Origin of the sequence: Pseudarthrobacter niigatensis, from assembly GCF_030812615.1 — a bacterium.
Taxonomy (GTDB): Bacteria; Actinomycetota; Actinomycetes; order Actinomycetales; family Micrococcaceae; genus Arthrobacter; species Arthrobacter niigatensis.
Map to the genome: position 1 here is coordinate 23,603 of NZ_JAUSTB010000010.1, position 19,566 is coordinate 43,168.

The 19,566-nt window shown below is 64.3% G+C and carries 20 protein-coding genes and 1 pseudogene; 8 read left to right on the plus strand and 13 right to left on the minus strand.

The features are described from left to right. Positions 1-123: 123 nt before the first annotated feature. The 8 genes from J2T23_RS14410 to J2T23_RS14445 all read right to left on the minus strand — a co-directional run bounded on the left by J2T23_RS14410 (position 124) and on the right by J2T23_RS14445 (position 7,813). Positions 124-1,185 (minus strand): metallophosphoesterase family protein, encoded by a 1,062-nt coding sequence (locus J2T23_RS14410; protein ID WP_307361009.1) that lies wholly within the window; start codon positions 1,183-1,185, stop codon positions 124-126. Then, on the minus strand, positions 1,182-1,388 hold the full coding sequence (locus tag J2T23_RS14415) for a hypothetical protein (protein ID WP_307361012.1): 207 nt from the start codon (positions 1,386-1,388) through the stop codon (positions 1,182-1,184). Before J2T23_RS14415 ends, J2T23_RS14410 begins: the two co-directional genes overlap by 4 nt. Continuing rightward, positions 1,385-1,726 (minus strand): hypothetical protein, encoded by a 342-nt coding sequence (locus J2T23_RS14420; protein WP_307361014.1) that lies wholly within the window; start codon positions 1,724-1,726, stop codon positions 1,385-1,387. Before J2T23_RS14420 ends, J2T23_RS14415 begins: the two co-directional genes overlap by 4 nt. Continuing rightward, positions 1,723-3,504, minus strand: a complete 1,782-nt coding sequence (locus J2T23_RS14425) for a glycosyltransferase (protein ID WP_307361017.1) — start codon at positions 3,502-3,504, stop codon at positions 1,723-1,725. The genes J2T23_RS14420 and J2T23_RS14425 overlap by 4 nt, the downstream gene beginning before the upstream one ends. Then, on the minus strand, positions 3,501-4,790 hold the full coding sequence (locus tag J2T23_RS14430) for a lipopolysaccharide biosynthesis protein (protein ID WP_141182824.1): 1,290 nt from the start codon (positions 4,788-4,790) through the stop codon (positions 3,501-3,503). The genes J2T23_RS14425 and J2T23_RS14430 overlap by 4 nt, the downstream gene beginning before the upstream one ends. Beyond that, complete coding sequence (locus tag J2T23_RS14435; protein WP_307361029.1) at positions 4,780-5,598, minus strand: glycosyltransferase; 819 nt, start codon at positions 5,596-5,598, stop codon at positions 4,780-4,782. The genes J2T23_RS14430 and J2T23_RS14435 overlap by 11 nt, the downstream gene beginning before the upstream one ends. A 14-nt stretch (positions 5,599-5,612) precedes the next feature. Beyond that, positions 5,613-6,704, minus strand: coding sequence for a hypothetical protein (locus tag J2T23_RS14440; RefSeq protein WP_141182822.1), 1,092 nt, complete (start codon positions 6,702-6,704; stop codon positions 5,613-5,615). 320 nt (positions 6,705-7,024) lie between these two features. Further along, positions 7,025-7,813, minus strand: a complete 789-nt coding sequence (locus J2T23_RS14445; protein ID WP_307361031.1) for a glycoside hydrolase family 16 protein — start codon at positions 7,811-7,813, stop codon at positions 7,025-7,027. Positions 7,814-8,095: 282 nt separating this feature from the next. Here J2T23_RS14445 and rpsF point away from each other — a divergent pair, with 282 nt between their 5' ends. From rpsF to J2T23_RS14480, 7 genes are all read left to right on the plus strand, one after another. Beyond that, the gene (gene rpsF / locus J2T23_RS14450; protein ID WP_015939036.1) at positions 8,096-8,401 is read left to right on the plus strand and encodes a 30S ribosomal protein S6; all 306 of its coding nucleotides are present in this window, start codon (positions 8,096-8,098) and stop codon (positions 8,399-8,401) included. Positions 8,402-8,474: 73 nt separating this feature from the next. Continuing rightward, positions 8,475-9,050: a single-stranded DNA-binding protein gene (locus J2T23_RS14455; RefSeq protein WP_141158852.1), complete on the plus strand. Its 576-nt coding sequence runs from the start codon at positions 8,475-8,477 to the stop codon at positions 9,048-9,050. A 124-nt stretch (positions 9,051-9,174) separates the two neighbouring features. Beyond that, positions 9,175-9,414 carry a 30S ribosomal protein S18 gene (gene rpsR / locus J2T23_RS14460; protein WP_003800144.1) on the plus strand — a complete coding sequence of 80 codons (240 nt, stop codon included), beginning with the start codon at positions 9,175-9,177 and terminating at the stop codon, positions 9,412-9,414. A gap of 17 nt (positions 9,415-9,431) precedes the next feature. Further along, complete coding sequence (rplI, locus tag J2T23_RS14465) at positions 9,432-9,884, plus strand: 50S ribosomal protein L9 (RefSeq protein WP_141158853.1); 453 nt, start codon at positions 9,432-9,434, stop codon at positions 9,882-9,884. Between the two features lie 80 nt (positions 9,885-9,964). Next, a complete protein-coding gene (locus J2T23_RS14470) occupies positions 9,965-10,813 on the plus strand; it encodes a PhzF family phenazine biosynthesis protein (protein WP_141158854.1) in 849 nt (282 codons plus the stop codon). A gap of 108 nt (positions 10,814-10,921) precedes the next feature. Further along, positions 10,922-11,548, plus strand: a complete 627-nt coding sequence (locus J2T23_RS14475; RefSeq protein ID WP_141183488.1) for an FMN reductase — start codon at positions 10,922-10,924, stop codon at positions 11,546-11,548. A gap of 600 nt (positions 11,549-12,148) precedes the next feature. Next, on the plus strand, positions 12,149-13,957 hold the full coding sequence (locus tag J2T23_RS14480; protein WP_307361035.1) for an Ig-like domain-containing protein: 1,809 nt from the start codon (positions 12,149-12,151) through the stop codon (positions 13,955-13,957). Between the two features lie 115 nt (positions 13,958-14,072). On the opposite strand, the pseudogene J2T23_RS14485 reads toward J2T23_RS14480, so the two are convergent. The 3 genes and pseudogenes from J2T23_RS14485 to J2T23_RS14495 form a co-directional block, all read right to left on the minus strand. Further along, positions 14,073-14,969 (minus strand): annotated as a pseudogene (locus tag J2T23_RS14485) (IS5 family transposase). Positions 14,970-15,015: 46 nt separating this feature from the next. Then, positions 15,016-15,582, minus strand: a complete 567-nt coding sequence (locus J2T23_RS14490) for a hypothetical protein (protein ID WP_141183487.1) — start codon at positions 15,580-15,582, stop codon at positions 15,016-15,018. 155 nt (positions 15,583-15,737) lie between these two features. Then, entirely contained in the window at positions 15,738-15,902 is a 165-nt protein-coding gene (locus J2T23_RS14495) for a hypothetical protein (RefSeq protein WP_307361038.1), read from the minus strand. 640 nt (positions 15,903-16,542) lie between these two features. Between J2T23_RS14495 and dnaB the strand changes: the two genes are divergently transcribed. Next, complete coding sequence (gene dnaB / locus J2T23_RS14500; RefSeq protein WP_141158857.1) at positions 16,543-17,925, plus strand: replicative DNA helicase; 1,383 nt, start codon at positions 16,543-16,545, stop codon at positions 17,923-17,925. Here the strand turns inward: dnaB and J2T23_RS14505 are convergent. Together J2T23_RS14505 and J2T23_RS14510 are read right to left on the minus strand one after the other, a co-directional pair. Then, the gene (locus tag J2T23_RS14505; RefSeq protein ID WP_141182819.1) at positions 17,922-18,938 is read right to left on the minus strand and encodes an acyl-CoA thioesterase; all 1,017 of its coding nucleotides are present in this window, start codon (positions 18,936-18,938) and stop codon (positions 17,922-17,924) included. The genes dnaB and J2T23_RS14505 overlap by 4 nt on opposite strands. A gap of 126 nt (positions 18,939-19,064) precedes the next feature. Continuing rightward, entirely contained in the window at positions 19,065-19,502 is a 438-nt protein-coding gene (locus J2T23_RS14510) for a DoxX family protein (protein WP_141158859.1), read from the minus strand. Positions 19,503-19,566 lie beyond the last annotated feature (64 nt).

Sequence of the window (19,566 nt, forward strand, 5' to 3'; positions counted from 1 at the left end):
GTCCTGAGCCGCAAGGGCCTGGGTACGGTGGAGAACCGGACCCAGGCCCTTCGGTTTTGTGCTTTGTGCCAGCTGGCCGTTGCTTCCGCAAGGGTGCAAGGGAGACGAAGCCGTCCAGGGCTCCTAGCCGGCCACCGGACGCCAGTAGCGCAGCCCACCTTCGGTGGACCCGTCGTCGGCAACGTCAATAACGGCGTAGGGGAACGCCTGGCGGTCCGCCTGGTCGGGCCCAAAGCCGCGGACATCGGAGGACCAGGTCCCGGTGTTGATGTACCGGGTTGGAGAACCCTCGAGCGTCGTTTCAAGGGCACGGTGCGTATGGGCCGAGACATACCAGGCCACGCGGGAGCCGTACGTTTCGAGGATCCCTGCGACCCGGGCTGCGGCCGCGGGCGGCTGGTCGCCGCCATGGATGTTGCGCCCGGCGGCAGCAAGCACCATGCGGGTGGCGGTCACGGGCAGTGCTGACACGGTCCGGAATCGGGAGAGGCGCGCAAGTTCACGCACTGCCGTCCCGTCGAGCGCGAGCCGCAGCGATTCGGTCTGCAGCAGTTCGTCGTAGGCAGGCCTCCGGACCCGGCGTTCCGCCCGTTCCGAGGCTACGCAGGCCCGTGCCACTGCTCCGGCGCGGCTAAGCCGTGATGCCGTTGGGTTCGCATGCCAGGCCGCCAGCGGGGGCAGGTCCACCTCGTCGGTGCCGTTGACTGCAGTCCGGAGCACCTCGGGTATCCGGTGCAGGGCATGATGGAGGTGCCCGTGTTCAACCACGAGCACCCCGGGGAAGTAAAGGAGCCACGGGTGCACGCTGACCCGTGTGGGATCACCTGGTGACAGCAGCGCTGACAACCGCGCGGCCACCGGGGGCCGCGCCAGCTCCACGTCATGGTTGCCGCAGACGAAATGCAGCCGCACGCCGGCTGCAGCGCACGCCTGCAGCGCCCCCAACGTTTCGGGATGGCGCTTGAAGATGGACTCGAGCCGTGCCAGGCTCTGCTCCTCGTCCAGCCTGACGAGCTCAAACGTGTCACCAACGAAGATGATGTGCTGCTCCAGGCCTGGTGGCTGGGTTTCGGACACCTCGCGGCGCAGGAACTCCGGCAGGACCTTCCCTGGGTGCCGGGGGTCGCTGTCCGACCCGTCCAGGTGGAGATCGCTGAGGAGTATCCATCGCGCCGCGTGGTTCACGTCAGCAGCCCCAGGACCCGCGGGAAAAGGAGGATAACCACCAGTAGCCATAGGGCACCGACTGCGATCCTGATGTTCACGGCCCGGTTGAAGAGCCGCAGGCTTGCCGGCTGTCCCGAGGCTGACGCGGTATGCCGTACCTCCAGCCCGATGAGGGCAAACAGCAGAACCGCAGCGGCAACCAATCCGGCTATATCGATCATGACGCGGCCTCCTGCCGTGCGCGGGCAATGCAAGCAAGGATGGTTATGGCCCCCATGGTGACGACACAGGCCTGCCAGGACCAGACGGAGAGGTAGAACATCGCTGTTGATACCGCGGTAAGGCTGGCAAGGCCGAGTGCCAGGACGAGCAGTGCGCCCAGGCCGAGATCGCTGATCCGCATGAGCCGGGTAAGTGCCTGTCCCGGGAGCAGGACGAGCACAAGCAGTGCGGTGACCGCCTGGATCGGGGTTGGCAGCCCAAGGAGGGACACCGCGGAGAGGACCAAGGCCGTGAGCCCGATCGCCATAGTGGGCCGGCTTATTGCACGGGCGTTCATGGCGCCACCCGGTACACTCGGGCGTCGCTGTTGCTGAACGCGATGTCTACGCCGTCTTGTGACTTCAGCCAATTCTCCAACTCCTCGAAGCTCTGTGGGGTGGTTTGGCCCTGCAGTACAAGGCTTGATTCCGCGGAGGTCATGAGAAGCAGGTAGCCGCCGCCGGGGTTGTGCCTTGCGTACCGGTAAACCAGCGGGCCGCACGTTGCCGCCGACAAGTCGGAGGGACAAAGGTCCTCGATGGTCCGGTACCGGTGGTCCAGGTAGTCCTGGCTGCGCCAAGGTGTTGGATGGGCTGCCGCGATGATCGCGGAACCGGGCGGGGCGAGATTGTCCACGGCCTGGACAGCGGCGATCTCATCGTCCGCGAACACGTCGTACTGTGCGTTGCCGAACCTGCCGGTCACTGTCATAACAGCGAGCAGGACACAGGCCGGCACCAGTACCACCGTGTTGCGGGTCGAAAAACGAACACTGCCCGTGGTGGGGAGCAGGACCGAGCTTGCCTGCATGGCAATGAACGGCAGCGCAAACAGCGAGACGCGGATGAGCATTTCTCCGCCGTAGGCCTGCACGGGGAAGAGCAACAGGGGAGTGACGGCCAGGAGGACCACCCGGATATCAAGGCGTCCCCGGCGCCAGTCCCGGACCGATCCGATCGCCGCGAGGGCCCAAAGGATGAGTGTGAGCGCTATCCGGATCTGGACCACCAGCAGGTGTCCCGCCGAACCCGTCGTGCGGTCGACGACGTTCGCTTCGATGGCGGTCTGCAGTCCGGCGTCCGCCAGGGGTGGGTGGCCGGAAAGGTAGGTGCTTGCAGGATAGACGAGCCACAGCATAAGGAGGATGCCGGCAATGAGCGGCAGCCTGCCGGGCCACACCCGACCACTGAGGGTAAGGGCCGTGACGGCGATCAATACCAGGAATGGCGTCAGTTGATGGCTTGCGCAGATGACGGCGATCAGCAGGAGGGTGACCACGAGGGCGGCGACCCGGTGCCCGGGGCGATCGTCTTCTGGCGTCCGCGCCAGCCACCATGACTTGAGATTGGCACGCCCGAAACCACGGAAAGCGGGAGCCTTGGCGGCAAGGGGGCCGATGAGCAGCACGATTACCACCAAGTACAGGAAGAAACCGAAGGCTTGGGGAGACAGATAGTCCTGGTCCTGCCAGTTGCCGAGGCAAAAAATCCAGAGCACCAGCCAACGCCGGCGCGGATCCTTCGTCAGGTAGCGGGTCAGCACGCCAACGGCGGTGAGCCACAAGCCCATGTTGAACACCGGTGCCCACAGGGCAACGGTTACCGGATCAATACCGGTTGCCCGGAGCACGGTCGCCAGGAGCGCAAAGAAGCCGGGCCAATTGAAGTAAGCATCGATGTTCGGGTCGACGCCGCCGGAGGTTGAAAGAGCGTCGGCGATGCCAAGGTGGCGGAAAGCAACTTCGCCGCGCGGGACATCCGTGACGAACGCGGCAGCGCCGAAGAGCATCAGCACGAGGACTGCGATGAGCCACAGCATGACCGGCCGGCGCGCGGGCCCGGTGGCATCTCCCCGCAACGCCACGACGAAGGCTACGTTGACAATCAGAACGCCCACCCAGAAGGGATAGGGCAACACAGCCACAAGCCCAAGGTCGCTGTGGACGGGAACTGCCACCGTGGCGGCACTGCCCACTGCCAGAGCCAGTGAGACGGCGCCTGCTACGGCGCACCAGATGTCACGGGCATGCCACGGGTGTGATCGGATCCGGCTCGGTTGCTTCAGCGTGCTGGTCATGACGCCTCCTTTTTGGCGCGGCGGAGAATTGCGAGCAGTCGGAGTCCCACCGCGACGGCCCCGACGTAAAGCACCACCATCCACGCAAGGGCCATGGCGCTTGAGCCGCTCTCAGCGGCCCACAGAGCCGAGACGCAGAGCGCGGTTCCGAGCACTACGCCGACCACGATGGCTTCTGTGTAGAGTCCCAGGACGCGGCAGACGGAGTTGTAGGCCTGCAACACTGCGTAGGCCACGAGTCCGGCAGCCAGCAGCCGCAGGGCGACGGTGGACGCGTTTGCGTACCTGTCCCCGAGGAGGTGGAGAAGGGGGTGGGCGAAGACAATCAGTACGACGGCGGCCAGGCTTCCAATGACCAGCGACCATCGGAAACTGGCCCAGGTGGTGGTCGCCAGGCGGTCCGGGTCACGCACTCCCTCGGAGAATTGGACGATGCCTATCAGCATTGGAGCGGTGTAAGCGGCCCATGCCATCATCCATGCCGGATACCAGTAGGCCGCGACCTCGGGCGATACCAGGTGCGCGAGCAGGAGCGGCAGTACGAGTCCTGGGGCGCGTTCGGTGAGGGTAAGGAGCTGGTTCGGGATCCCCAGCATCAGCAGCGGCCGGTGGCGTGCGGGGTGCAGGGTGGGGCGTGGCTTGTATCCGACCAGTTTCCGCAGCTGGAAGGCACCGATCATGCATGACACGGCCGAGCCCAAGGTCCAGCAGGCCAGCAGGACGTCGGCGGAGGCGCCGTGGGCCTGCCAGGCGACAAGGGCTGTGGCCGCGAGGGAAGCCACGCCGCCCACCGTGTACCTCATCGTCGCGCTGCCGCCGCGCCCCAGCGCCACGAGCGCCTGGTCCAGTACCGTGCACATGGTCCCGGTGACGGCGGCCACGATGAAGGTGAGCCAGAAGAGAACCGAGAGTGAGTCCGAGTCGGGCGCCACGAAAGTCTCCAGCACGAGGTAGCCGAGCGCCAGGACGGTGCCTGCTATTCCCACGATGCCAAAGGCCGCGTCCAGCACCCGGGCGGGCGGCTCGCCCCGGCCCACCGACACGATCACGGCGGATCCGGTGCCCAGCACAGCCAGCTGGGTGCAGATCATCACCGCCGAGACGGCGGCCGTGGTGAGCCCGACCTCCCGGTCAAAGGTGGCATGCGCTGCCAGGATCCAGAACGCGAAGCCGGTACCGGTCTGCGCCCCCTTGGCGATGACCAGGCCGATGGAGCTGCGCAGGGGAGAGTGCCGCCGGAGGGCCGATGCGGCCTCCGTTGGGGCAATCTCCCGCTCAGCCGTCACGACCTAAACCCCTAGCCATTCCCGCATAGTTGTACCAGCAGAAGGCGATGTAGTAGCGCACCCATTGTGGCTGGCCGGCGGCGAGGCTCATTACGCTCCCGCGGGCTGCCGCCGCTGCGGGCAGCAGAGCCAGCCGGGCCCCACGCCAGCCGTGCTTGCGGACCATGCGTCCCAGGCCCGTGCCGTCCATGAGGAACTGGTCCAGCGCGAAGTCGAAGTCGTCCGCGGCAAACCTGTGTTCAACGAAGACCCGCTGCGACACGCCAGTCTTCATCCCCGACTGCCTCATGCGCCACCGCAGTTCGATGTCCTCGCCCGACTTGAACGAATCGTCGAACCCCAGGTTCAACATCAGGTCCCGGTCCACCAGCGTCGCCACAAGCCCGAACCAGTTGCGGCTGCGGCCTGTGCGGTGGTGATGCGCCAGTGCCTGCCCCCAGTAGCCCGGGCCGGCAACGCTTTCCAGGCCCGCCTGGAGGGCGTCGTACCCGTCCTCCACGAATTCAATGAGCAGGTCAGCCACGCCGGTCGCTCCGAACACGACGTCCGCGTCCACGAGAAGGACCCAATGCGTGGTGCTGCTGCGGACCCCAAGGGTACGGGCCCAGGGAAGGCCCCGGCCTTCGTCACTCAGCACCCGGGCACCCGCTTCACGGGCGATCTCGACAGTCCGGTCGGTGGACAGGCCGTCCACCACGATAATCTCGGCTACACCGGACTGGCGCAGGGCTTCCAGGCAGCCTGGGAGTAGATGCTCCGCATTGCGGGCCGGAACAACCGCCGTCACGTCTGCTGTGCTGTGGGCCACCGTCTTACCCCCTTTCAGACTTGCTCGTCGAGGACTGAAGGCAACAGCTCCTCAAGATGCCGGACAATGTCGTCCGACGCCTGGTCCGCCGAATAAGCGGCCGGCACCTGCAGAAGGTGGCAGGGACGCCCGTCCAGCGCCTTGTTCAGGACCAGCCCCTTGGCCGCGAAATGCTCCCGCCACGGGACCACGGACGTGGCCGCCAGGCCCGTCACCACACGCTGCGAGAAACCTGCCATTTCGATGTGGAAGTTGCCGATCATCCGGTCGACCATCCAGTCGCTCGTCTTCTCAAGGATCCTGGACCGTGCGCCGTCATAGCGTTCGATGTAGATCGAGGCTGCGAGTGGAGCCTTGGTGGTTACTTCCCGCCCCGGGAATGCAGCCTCCGGGGTAACCATGCGGTGCTCCGGCGACCAGCGCCGGGAGAAGTCTGCCAGCCGCGGATAGCGGATTACGAAGGGGTGCACCAGCGTGGTCAGCCGGCCCACAGGTTCGGAGAACCTCGAAGGAACGAGGGGTTTCCGTGCGCCCTCGAACAGGTGCGGGTAGATGGCCCGGTGGTGTGGCTTGATGAACATCGGCTTCGCGTAGCCGAGCAGCGTGGCGTCCTCTGCAAGGAACGCCCAGTCGTCTCCCATGAACGACCATCCCTCGCGCCGCATCAGTTTTGCGGCGGTACTCGTCTTGCCGGTACCTCCCGCCGCGGGCAGTGCGATCGCGTGGCCACGGTACGCCATGGTTGCTGCGTGGATCATTGCAGCTCCGCGGGCGACCATGGCGGCGTCCAGGACAGGTACAACCGTGGTCAGGAGTTCACCGGGCCCGTGGATCCGCCAATGGTCTGCGTCCCTCACCACCTGGACCCGGTCGGCCTGGAACTGCACGCTGTTGTCCGTATATGCCAATTCGTGCTCAACATGGCCGGCATCCGGCATCGGCTCTGGTTGGTCGTCAACGACGATCTCGGCCTGCCGTTCCGTATCCGAGGCGAAACATGCCAGCATGCTCTGAAGCTGCTTCGCCGCCGGTGCCGTCGCGTCCACGTTGATCGTGACGCGGCCATGAATGTCGAAGTGCAGTGCCTTCGCTCGCCTGTTGCTCATGGTCCTCCCCTGTCTGATTGGTGTCAGCCGTGGTTTCCGTACCTGGGTTCAAGCCCGCCAGTGCCCCTATGCGGAATCGAAAACCCCGGCGTGCGACTCCGCCGGCAGAATCGAGCGTAGGGTAGGTCCGCTAGGTAAACACCGGTAGTAGGTACTCGCTTTTGTACCGGGCCCTACGTGGGGAAATCCGCGCGTACGTGGGGAATAGGGGTGGCGGGACAGCGCCCAGGGCCGTGTTAGGTACGTTAGGGGTTGGGGTCAGCGGAGTACTGGGTATAGGGGGTACCTATTCCAGCGATGCGCACGCATCCGGGTGGCTCCTAGAGGCGGGGACTGCCTTCAGCCGGGTAGACGCGGACCCAGTCAACCCGCAGCTCACCAGGGCCATCGGCGGTGACGTTGTCAGGGAACCAGTCCAGTTGAAGTGTCTGGTGCATCGAACCTGGAGGCTGGTGCGCGGGATCGCGGTCTTCAAACCACTTCACGCCGTCGACGTAGCCCACGATGGCGTCGGGAGTCCAGTCGACGGCATAGTTGTGGAACTGGGTCAGGTCCAGGGTCTTTGATACGGACGTCTTCGAGTTCGAGCACCCATAGTGGTGGAAGAAATTGATCAATCCCCAGTTGCCCGTGGTCTCCATGTAGTCGACTTCGCCGTCACACGGCCAGTTCCCACTGTCCGGCCACAGGATCGCCACCATGTGGTAGGCATCGTCACCTGAACCGGCAGCCCGGACCTCCCAGCGGCCGTACTTCTGCCGGCCAAACTTGGCACTCATGCCGGCGGAAATGCCATCAGGTGTTCCGGTGATCACCATTTGGGAACCATCAACCGTCACCTGCCCGGGGCTGCGGACGCCATTGCCCGCATGGCCGGAACTGTCGTAGACCGACCATTTCAAAGCGTCTGGTTCGCCGGTGTAGTTGAATTCGTCACCGGCAATCGGTGCACCCCAGTGCAGCATCGCGGCGGCCGAGTCCGCCACCGGTGTAACCGCTACCGGATCGGAGCCCTGATCCGCCCCGTTGGCTGCCGGCTGCGCAGGAGGGGAGGAACAGCCGGACAAGAACATTGCCGCCACGCAGCTGGCGATCAACTGTCGATGCATACGTCAGATGATAGGGCCCAACTTGTACGGTGCCTATGGAGTTGCTTCCGCCTGGCCGCCCCCGTTTTCCACATAGCCGCCATGCCCGGCCCCGTCCCGCATCCATGCGGGCTAGCCTTGGGTCAAGCGTGAATCGCCTATCGAGTCCAAATGCACTAGGATATTGAAGTCTGTGCTGCGTCCTGCCTCCGTTCCGGTGGCCGGGCATTGCGCGGAATCGCAAATGAACCTCCTGTTACGGAAATGCCGTAACCGCTTAGCCCAAAGGAGGTGGGTTCACATATGCGTCCTTACGAATTGATGGTAATCATCGACCCCGAGGTCGAAGAGCGTACCGTTGAGCCGTCGCTTCAGAAGTTCCTGAACGTCATCACCAACGATGGTGGAACCATCGAGAAGGTTGACATCTGGGGCCGTCGTCGCCTGGCTTACGACATCAAGAAGAAGTCCGAAGGTATCTACGCCGTGGTGAACTTCACCGCAAAGCCGGAGACCGCCAAGGAACTTGACCGCCAGCTGTCTCTTAACGAGACCATCATGCGCACCAAGATCACCCGCCCCGAAGAGCAGAAGGTTGTTGCTGAGTAATTCAGCACCATTCTTCATTCTTTACCCCGCAGGAAACGCACTCTTCACCCAGGATCGAACAAGGAGGCAGTAGATGGCAGGCGAGACCACCATTACGGTCATCGGTAATCTCACCAATGACCCGGAATTGCGGTTCACACCGTCAGGTTCGGCAGTAGCGAACTTCACCATCGCTTCCACCCCCCGCACCTTTGATCGCCAGTCCAACGAGTGGAAGGACGGGGAGACCCTGTTCCTCCGCGCCGCTGTTTGGCGTGAAGCAGCCGAGAATGTCGCCGAGTCCCTGACCAAGGGCATGCGCGTCATCGTTACCGGCCGCCTGAAGAGCCGCTCCTACGAAACAAAAGAAGGCGAAAAGCGCACCGTTATCGAGCTTGAGGTCGACGAAATCGGCCCCAGCCTGCGCTACGCCAACGCCAAGGTCAACCGTACCCAGCGCTCCGGCGGACAGGGTGGCGGCGGCTTTGGTGGCGGCAACAGCGGCGGTGGCTTCGGAGGCGGCAACTCTGGTGGAAACCAGGGCGGCAACTCCGGTGGAGGCTGGGGCGGCGGCAATCAGCAGGCTGCACAGGACGATCCCTGGGCTACGCCCGGTGTGTCCAATGCAGGCGGCTGGGGCAACGGCCCCGATTCCGAACCTCCCTTCTAAAACCTAAACAACGGCCCGGCGCTGGGGCTGCCAAGGTGCAAGATGCACCCGGGCACTGCCGCCGTCGGACCACCACCATCCCGTGGATCAATATCCACGGGCTCCATAGAATAGGAGCTCCACGATGGCTAAGGCTGAACTCCGTAAGCCCAAACCAAAGTCCAACCCCTTGAAGGCCGCTGACATCACTGTCATCGACTACAAGGACGTAGCATTGCTGCGCAAGTTCATCTCCGACCGCGGCAAGATCCGCGCCCGTCGCGTTACTGGCGTCACGGTGCAGGAACAGCGCAAGATCGCCCAGGCAATCAAGAACGCCCGCGAAGTTGCTCTGCTGCCTTACTCCGGCGCTGGCCGCGGCTAAGGAAGGGATTAACTAACATGGCAAAGCTCATTCTGACCCACGAGGTCACCGGTCTCGGTGCTGCTGGCGATGTTGTCGAGGTCAAGGACGGTTACGCACGTAACTACCTGCTGCCCCGCAACTTCGCCCTGACCTGGTCGAAGGGTGGCGAGAAGCAGGTTGAGTCCATCAAGGCTGCCCGTGCCGCCCGCGAGCACGCTTCCCTGGAAGATGCTCAGAAGCAGGCCGCTGCACTGTCCGCCAAGCCGGTCAAGCTGGTCGTCAAGGCCGGCGAGTCCGGCCGCCTGTTCGGCACCGTCAAGCAGGGCGACGTTGCTGACGCTGTTGAGGCCGCAGGCCTTGGCAAGATCGACAAGCGCAAGGTTGAACTGCCCGCCCACATCAAGTCGGTTGGCACCTACCAGGCCAACGTCCGCCTCCACGCTGACGTTGCCGCTGTGATCGAACTGGACGTGGTGGCAGGAAAGTAATTTCCCCGCCTCACGCCAAGACCCCCGCTGCCGGACTCCGGCAGCGGGGGTCTTTCGTTTTCCGGTGGTAGCCTGCTCCGGTGAACCCGAACCCCCGCCATCGCCCATTTCACCAGGTGGATGTCTTCGCCGGCCAGGCCTACCGCGGCAACCCGCTCGCCGTCGTGCTTGATGCCCAGGGCCTGGACGCGGCAACCATGCAGCACTTCGCCAACTGGACCAACCTCTCGGAAACCACCTTCCTCCTGCCTCCCCGGGATCCGCGGGCGGACTACAGGGTCCGGATCTTCACCGGGGCCGAGGAGTTTCCCTTTGCAGGCCATCCGACGCTGGGCTCTGCGCATTCCTGGCTGGAGAGCGGAGGGGTGCCGAAGTCCGGCGGCCACGTGGTGCAGGAATGCGCCGCGGGGCTGGTCCGGATAAAGCTCGACGGCGGCAGGCTGGCTTTCGCAGCGCCGCCCCTGACACGTTTCGGCCCTGTGGAGGACCCGGTCCGCCGGCAACTGGCCGCCGCCCTGCGGGTGTCTGCCGGGGACATCGTTGACGCGTGCTGGCTGGTGAACGGCCCGGAATGGATTGGCGTCCTGCTGGAATCCGCAGAGCAGGTGCTGGCCCTGGAACCGGACCAGGCTGCCATGGGCGACCTGAAGATCGGCGTCATAGGGCCATACCATCCCGGAGCCGGAACCGACTTTGAAGTCCGCACGTTCCTGCCGGGTGCTGGAACGGTAGAGGATCCCGTCACCGGCAGCTTTAACGCCGGTGCCGCCCAGTGGCTGGTGGGAAGCGGCAGGGCGCCGGAGCAGTATGTGGCCTCGCAGGGGACCGTCCTGGGACGGGACGGGCGCATCCACGTGAGTACGGAGGACGGAGACGTCTGGGTCGGCGGCGAGTCCACTACCTGTATCCGGGGCACCGTCCTGCTCTGATCCGGCGCCCGGCAAGGCTCGCCCGGGAATACTCCGCTGCGCGCAACAGTTCATAGGTATAGATGCATACGCATGTATGATGAACTGAACAAACACCAGGAGAATGCCATGGAAACCCGCCGCATCACCGTCCTCTCCGCAGGGCTTGGCGTACCTTCGTCGAGTCGGCTGCTGGCTGACCAGCTTTCGGTCGCCGCCACGCGACAGCTGGAAGCAGCCGGTTATGAGGTGGCCGTGGACGTCGTCGAGCTCCGCGACCTGGCCGTGGACATCGCCAACAACTTCGTTACCGGCTACGCCGCGCCCCGCCTGGCGGACGTCATCGAGGGTGTGAAGGCGTCCGACGGGATCATTGCGGTCACTCCCGTGTTCAGTGCCTCCTACAGCGGCCTTTTCAAGTCCTTTATCGACGTCCTTGATCCCAAGTCACTCGACGGAAAGGCCGTCCTGTTGGGCGCCACCGGCGGAACGGACCGGCACCAAATGGTCCTGGATTACGCAATGCGGCCACTGTTCAGCTACCTCCGGACGCGTATGGCAGCCACCGGAGTCTTCGCAGGACCGCAGGACTGGGGAACCGCAGAGGAGGGTGGGGGATCCCTCGCGGACCGCATCGAACGTGCAGCCGGCGAGTTCACGCGCCTGCTTGACGGTCCGCAGCCGGGCCGGGAGGAAGTCCCGCTGGAGTCCTTGCCGTTCGAGCAGCTGCTGGCGGGCATTTCCGGGGGCCGCTGACACACGCGTCCGCCCGGGTGCCGGACCCCGTGGTTCGGGGTTAGGGGACCCGGGCCACGGGTTTTAGGGGGCCGTCCGGGGATTGCTATTGATGGTTCCACCGCCAACACTGAACAAACTGGGGATTGGCGGAGTTTTCGACACCGGGGAGTGACGTTGATGGACCATCCAATATCCAAAGTGGACGAGCATGATCGGGGTGCCGGGGCTTCCCGGCCCTTTTTTAAATGGGGAGATGCCGGTCCCGAGGGGCGCCGTATGCGTCAACCCCGGCTGGGGCTTCCCGCACTGCTGACGGCGCTACTGCTTGTGCTTGGAGGTCTGGTGGCGCCGTTGGCCGCTTCCGCTGCTACCGGTGATGTGGGGGTGGAGGGCCCGTCCCATTCAGGGACCGGGACACCGACTGGTACCAAGCGGCAGTCGAATTCGCTGTGGTTTAACGATGGGATCTGGTGGGGGAACCTTTGGGATGCCGGAAGTTCCAGCTTTAGGATTTTCCGGTTCAACCCCGCGACCAACGCCTGGTCCAGCACCGGTGTGGTAACGGAGTCCCGGGCGAACACCCATCACGACGTGCTATGGGACGGAAAGACGTTGTATGTGGCGAGCTTTAAGTTCGTCAATGACGGGCTGCCGGCCGAGCCAAACTTCCCCACGACGATGCGCCGCTACAGCTACAACACGAGCACAAAGACTTACACCAGCCTTGGGTCCACGCAGATCAATAACCAGAAGACCGAAACCCTGTCCATAGACAAGGATTCCACGGGCCGCGTGTGGGCCACGTGGCAGCAGGGAAACCGGATTTTCCTGAACGTCACAGACACTGCGGGCGTAAACTGGGGGACACCTTTTCAGCACCCCGCGGCGTTGAGTAACGTGTCCGTGGACGACAACTCGGCTGTAATCGCATTTGGTGGAAACAAGGTCGGCGTGATGTGGAGCCGGCAGGTCGGGGACGCAACGGACGGCATGTACTGGAGTGTTCATGCTGACGGGGACGCGAACTCGTCCTGGACCACCCCTGTAGCGGCGGTGAAGGGGCAGCGCAGCGGCGACGACCACATGAACCTGAAGTGGCTGGATGCCTCCTCTGACCGCGTTTTCGCTGCTATCAAGACATCCTTCACGTCAGCGTCCCAGCCTTTGATCCAGCTGCTGGCCCTTGATACTTCGACGTCCGCCTGGTCCGCGACGACGATCGCAACGGTGGCGGAATGTCCCAACCGCGTGATCGTCCTGATTGACGAAAGTACGCAGATGCTGCGGACCTTCGCCACGTACCCGAAACCCAGCGGAACGACGAACGCGGGTGTCTGTACAAGCTCGGGCGGCGCAATCTACGAGAAGTCCACGCCGCTGAACAAGATCAGCTTCACTACCACCAAGACGGCCCGCATCGTTGACGCCGACCAGTATGTCCACAACGTGACGTCCACCAAGCAGAACCTGAACAGTTCCGCACGTGGCACGGCCAACAGCGGTCTCCTGGTACTCGCCGACGTGAACGCCACAAGCCGGTACTGGCATTTCTACGACGGCAGTGGCGGGAGTGGTGGGACCCCACCTCCAGCTGATACGACCGCACCAACGGTGACGGCTACGTCCCCGGCCCCGGGTAGCACCGGTGTGGCGGCCGCGGCCAACGTGACGGCCACCTTTTCCGAAGCAATGAACGCCTCGACGGTGACGTCAAGTACCTTCACGCTGCAGGCGGGATCGTCGACGCCCGTACCGGCCGTTGTGGCCTACGACAGCGCGAATAACGTGGCAACGTTGAATCCGAATGCGGACCTGGCCGCGGGGACGGTCTACACGGCAACCGTCAAGGGCGGCAGCGGCGGGGTGAAGGACAGTGCCGGCAACGCCTTGGCAGCGGACAGGACGTGGACATTCACCACTGCTCCGGCTTCGGGGGGTGGCGGAACGGCGCAGACCGTGACGCTCACCGCAACAGCCGACACCTACGCGTCGGGCGGGGCTGCAGGAACAAACTATGGAACGTCCGCCATGCTGGGGGTTGATAACAGTCCGGTGGAAGTTGCATACCTGAAGTTCGACCTCACGCCCTACGCAGGCAAGACGATCCAAAGCGCCACGTTGCAGCTGGTCAGCGCCGGGAGCGGCTCGACTGGCAAGCAGAACGTCAAGCTGGTGGCTGACGACGGCTGGACCGAGACCGGGGTGACCTATAACAGCCGCCCCGCGCTGGGAACGACTATTGGAACCTTAGGGCCGACCGCGACCAACACCAGCTACAGCGTCCCGCTCACGGCTGCCGGATTGGCCGGGGACCTGGGAAGCCAGCTCTCGCTGGGGTTCGATACGAGCAGCAGTGATGGCCTGGACCTCAATTCCAGGGAGGCCGGCAGCGCCGTAGCACCCAAGCTCGTCCTCACCTTCCAGTAGGCGGGCAAACACGGCAAAAGAGGGCCGGGCTGCATTCGAAAACGATGCGGGCCCCGGCCCTCTCCTTGTGTGCTGCCTCCCGCCGGGGGCTCAAGGGTTAGTTTGTAATCCGCGCCTAGGGCGTGTCTCCTAAAGCTGCCAGCCAGATGCTGATTGCTCGGAGGACAGCTCCGCCGCGGTAGGTGAGTGCGAGTTTGTCGTAGCGGGTTGCCAGGGCACGCCACTGTTTGAAGGTGTTGAAGTTGCGTTCGACGACGTTGCGGCCTTTTAGTCCTCTTTGTCGAAGGCGGGTGGTCGGCCACCGGTGGAACCTCTTCGCTTCCGGTGGCCGATCTGGTCGGACGGTTGCGGGATGACTGCGGTAATGCCGCGGTCGCGAAGGTGGGTCCGGATCGCTCTTGAAGAGTAGGCCTTGTCACCGCGGACCCGGTCCGGGCGGGTTCGGGGCCTTCCCGGACCCACCCGGTGGATCTTCAACTGGTTCATCAGGTGGGCGAACATTGGAGCGTCGCCACCCTGGCCCGGCGCGACCAGCAGGACCAAAGGTCGGCCTTTGCCGTCCACCAGAGCGTGGATCTTGGTGCTCAGTCCGCCGCGGGAACGGCCAATGGCGTGATCTTCCGGTTCAGCAAACAGATTCATGTAATTCGAGCTGGCCCCCTGTGGTGCGGGGAAGGTTAGTGCCGTGCTGGTGGGCACGGTTCACCGTCGAGTCGACCGAGACCGACCAATCCACTTCACCCTGAGAGTCCGCGACCGTCAGCAGTGCAGCCAGGATGCTGTCCCACGTTCCGTCACCGCTATAGCGGCGGTGACGCTTCCAAATGGTCTGCCAAGGACCGAACTCTTCGGGTACATCCCGCCAGGCGATCCCGCACCGATACCGGTAAATGATGCCCTCGACCACGCGCCGGTCGTCCCGAAAAGGACGACCCCGACGACCATCAGAGGACGGCAACAACGGCTGGATGCGGGCCCACTGCCCATCAGTCAAAACAGAAGTACGAGACACCCCTCAAGCATCCCGGCTAAGCCAAGCAGGGTTTAGGAGACACGCCCTAGTCGTCCAGCAGCGCGATGAACTCCCGGGCCTGCTTGAGCGAGATATCCGAGTGCCGCGTCAGCGCGGTGGCTGCCGCCTCCGTTTCTCCGCTCCGGGCCAGCGTCCGGATCCTTCCGAAAATTTCGTCGTTAAGCATGTTGCTGCTTACTTCCCGGGTGACGTCACCTTTGCTCGCGATCGCCCGGTAGCGGTACGGGAACCGCTCTGGCTCGTCGTCGTCCTCCTCCGGGACCTGCACCGGTTCCTGGGCCCGGTAAGGCTGGGGGTGGGCCGCCATGGCGCCGACAGCGTCGCGGGAGGCCCGCAGTCCCTCGCCGGTGGCCTCGTAGTAGAGCTTGATGGCGGCCATGGCCTGCCCTTGGGCGATCAGGGCATAGAGCCGCCGGTGTTGGTCCTCGGACAAGCGGCCCGCAGCCGCGCGGGCCAATTCCTGCGACGAGGCAGCGGCCTGGGCCGGGGCTGTGCCGCGCGTTGACTTCCGGGTGCGGAAGGCGCGGTACGCCAGTATGACGCCAGTAACAACCGCGAGCAGGATAAGGACCGGGACCGCCAGGGATTCCATTTTCACGTGCCGTTCTCTGTTGTTCCTGGCCTTTGCCAGGTGCGTTCGCTTTGCTGGCGGGCCGCACGGATATACTCCTGCTGCTGGTTGTGCTGCTGGGCGTTTTGGCTGGGGTGGGTAGCGGCGGCCAAGCGGTCCCGGGCGGCAGTGGCCGCCTAGACCTGGGCCGCGTAGTGGCGTGCCGACCGCTCGGCAAGCTCGCGCTGGTACTTTGCGGCCTCCGACAAGCCCGGATCGCGCGGCCGCAGCGCGGTGGCGACTCCCCATAGGAGGGCCACCAAAACAATCGCCGGCAACAGCACCAGCAGGAGATCGCCCATACCTAGAGCCTAATCCAGATCGGGTTTATCCACAGCAATATTCACTCTTCCGCATACAGGGCCGCGCAGGCGCCAGTCAAACCCCCGCACTGGAATATGAGGAGCGCCACGGACAGGGGCCCGGGCTCTTCCGGGGCCGTTCCGCACCTTCCATCTCTGGGATCCCACTCAGTGCCTGTGGATGAAATTCCGCGGAAGAAATATTTACTCCACATGCTGGTGGCAGTGTTTTCCCAGTTCAGGGGCATAAAGAGGGCGAAAAAAACTTTGTATCCACAGACTTCCCCACAGGCTGTGCACAAGCTATGCCGCATACTGCACAGGTTATCCACAGGGTGTGCGGCATGCTGGCTTTGCGGCGGCCGCCATGCCAGTTAGCGTAGCGGGGTACCTGTTCTCCGGGGCCGAAACAGGATCCCTGTTCTGGCCACTGGGACCTCCTCCATGCTTCCTCCACACCTTTTTGTGGAAAAGCTGTGGATATTGGGGATAACTCCGGTCCGGAGTTGGTTTCCGGAACTCCGGCACGTGATTGTCAGGGCCTGCGGGTAGACCTGGACGCGTGGCGGATCGGATATCGGAGCCACGAACAGGATGGATCACCGGACTGCACACCCGGTACAAATGGAGGACGGCAGCTTTGTCAATCGCGCATCTGGACCCTGTCGAGGCAACCCGTGGATCGGACGCGAGCCGGAAGCCGCCACAGGACATCGCGGCCGAGCAGTCAGTCCTGGGCGGAATGATGCTGTCCAAGGATGCCATCGCGGATGTTGTCGAGATCCTCCGCGGCCAGGATTTTTACCGCCCGGCGCACGAGACCATCTATGAGGCCATCATCGACCTCTATGGCCGCGGCGAGCCTGCAGATGCGGTTACCGTGTCCGATGAACTGACCAAGCGGGCCGAGATCAACAGGATCGGTGGGCCCGCCTACCTCCACGAATTGATCCAGACCGTCCCCACTGCCGCCAACGCCGGCTATTATGCCGAGATCGTGGCCGAACGGGCGGTGCTTCGCCGCCTGGTCAACGCCGGCACCAAGATTGTCCAGCTGGGCTATGGGTCCGACGGCGAGGTGGAGGACCTGGTCAACCAGGCCCAGGCCGAGGTTTACGCCGTGGCCGAACGCCGCACCGCGGAGGATTACGTGGTGCTGAAGGACGTCATGGAGTCCACGGTGGACGAAATTGAGGCGTCCGGCCACCGCGGGGAGGGCATGACCGGTGTCCCCACAGGTTTCTACGAACTCGACGAGTTGACCCACGGGCTGCACCCCGGCCAGATGATCGTCATCGCCGCGCGCCCCGCCGTTGGCAAGTCGACGTTCGCCCTGGACTTCGCCCGGTCCGCGGCCATCAAGAACAACCTCGCCACGGTGATGTTCTCCCTGGAAATGGGCCGGAACGAGATCGCCATGCGCCTGTTGTCAGCCGAAGCCACCATTGGGCTCCAGGACCTCCGTAAGGGAACCATCAAGGACGAGCAGTGGTCCAAGATCGCCACCACCATGGGCCGCATGAACGATGCCCCGCTGTTCATCGATGACAGCCCCAACATGTCCCTGATGGAAATCCGTGCCAAGTGCCGCCGCCTGAAGCAGCAGCACGACCTCAAGCTGGTGATCCTCGACTACCTGCAGCTTATGAGCTCGGGCAAGAAGGTGGAATCCCGCCAGCAGGAAGTTTCCGAGTTCTCCCGGGCGCTGAAGCTCCTCGCCAAGGAACTCCAGGTTCCCGTCATTGCCCTGTCCCAGCTGAACCGTGGATCGGAGCAGCGCCAGGACAAGCGCCCCATGGTCTCGGACCTCCGTGAGTCCGGGTCCATCGAGCAGGATGCCGACATGGTGATCCTGCTCCACCGCGAAGATGTTTACGACAAGGAATCACCCCGGGCCGGTGAGGCGGACATCCTGGTGGCCAAGCACCGTAACGGCCCCACCAAGGACATTGTGGTCGCCTTCCAGGGCCACTACTCCCGCTTTGCGAACATGGCGGGCGACGCTGGCGGTGGAGGCTTCTAGTCCCCTTCGTTTCCGGAGCGGGCCGCGGCGCTGCCGGCAGGCCCTGCGGCGGCCAGCAGGTGGTTCGGCAGGCGGTTGCCGGGCGCCGTACCCCGGATCTCCAGGAGTTCGCGGGCGTGGGCATGCAGCCGCTTGTCCTCCTCGCTGACCGGCACCCACGCGGGAACCGGCACCGAGTTGCCTTCGTCGTCGCGCGCCACCATCACGGTGAGGCAGTAGGTAGTGAGATCCAGCTCCCGGCCCTTGGGGTCGCCGGAGCGGACATGGACGGCGATGTGCATGCCCTTGGTCCCGGTGTAGACCAGGCGGGCTTCCACTTCCACCACGTGCCCGATCAGCAGGGGCCGGTAGAAGCGGACGCCGCCGGAGAATACGGCCACGGTATCCCTGCCGCAGTAGCGGGAGGCGCAGACGTAGGCTGCTTCGTCGATCCATTTCATGACGATGCCGCCGTGGACCTTCCCGCCCCAGTTCACGTCGGTGGGGGCTGCCATGAACCTCAGCGTCACACGCTCGGCCGTGCCGGCGTCTGTATATTCCTGCCGGTTCATGGCTTCCACAATCTGTTCCCGGACCTTGATCCTGGCCAAGGCGTGGTCCCGCTGCTCAATCTCGGCTGGGGTGGAGGGCTGGAACTGCTGAACCGGGATCGGCCTGCCGTCTTCGCCGACCGCTACAAAGATCACCATGCACTGGCTCCGCATCGTGGCCGGGCCGCCTTTGGGGTCGCCGGAGGAGACCACGGTGTGGATGTGCATGGAGGAGCGGCCGGTGTAAACGATGGTGGCCTCCACTTCCACCATGTCGCCGCTGTTGACGGGATCGGCGAAATGGATGTTTCCCACGTAGGCGGTCACGCAGTAGGACTTGGCCCACCCCACCGCGGCGGCGTAGGCGGCCTTGTCCACCCACTCAAGGACTGTGCCGGCATCCACCGAGCCGCTGTGGCCCACGTCGGTGGGGGCGGCGAGGAAGCGGAGGGTCACGGAGTTGGGGCGGCCGGTCTCAGTCATGCTGCGATCCTACTGGCGGCCCCGGTTACCGGCCGGTTGGCGCTGCAACAATGCGAAGCGCAGCTTAAAGTCCGACGGCGGCAGGCACCTTGGGTGGCCTGCCGCCGTTCGTGGCGTGGGGAGGGGCTACGCGAGGACTGCCAGCCGGGATTCCGGACGGCGGCCGAAGAGGGCGCGGTCCACGGACAGCCGGCCGGCTCCGGTAAGGGCCAGGGCGAAGGATGCCGCTGCCAGCAGGAGGACGAGTTCGTAGCCTCCGTTTGCCGCGAAGATACCGGCGGGGGCATGTACCAGGAACAGGGCGCCCAGCATGTCCACCACGAGGAGGGCGGCCACGACCCGTGTCAGGATTCCCAGGATCAGGGCAATGCCGCCTGCCAGTTCGAGGACGGCGATCGCGGGGGCCATGACGTCGGCGGCCGGGACGCCCATCTTGGCGAAGGACGCCTGGGTGCCGGCGATGGTCCATTCATTGAACTTCTGCCAGCCATGGGCCGCGAAGAGGAAGCCGAGGATGATTCGTAGGGCGGCCAGGGCAGTGGTGGTCAGTGCAGACTTGTTCATGGGTTCCACTGTCCCGGATTAATAGTTGTAGTGTCAACTAATTCGTCATACTTGTGGTCTTTGT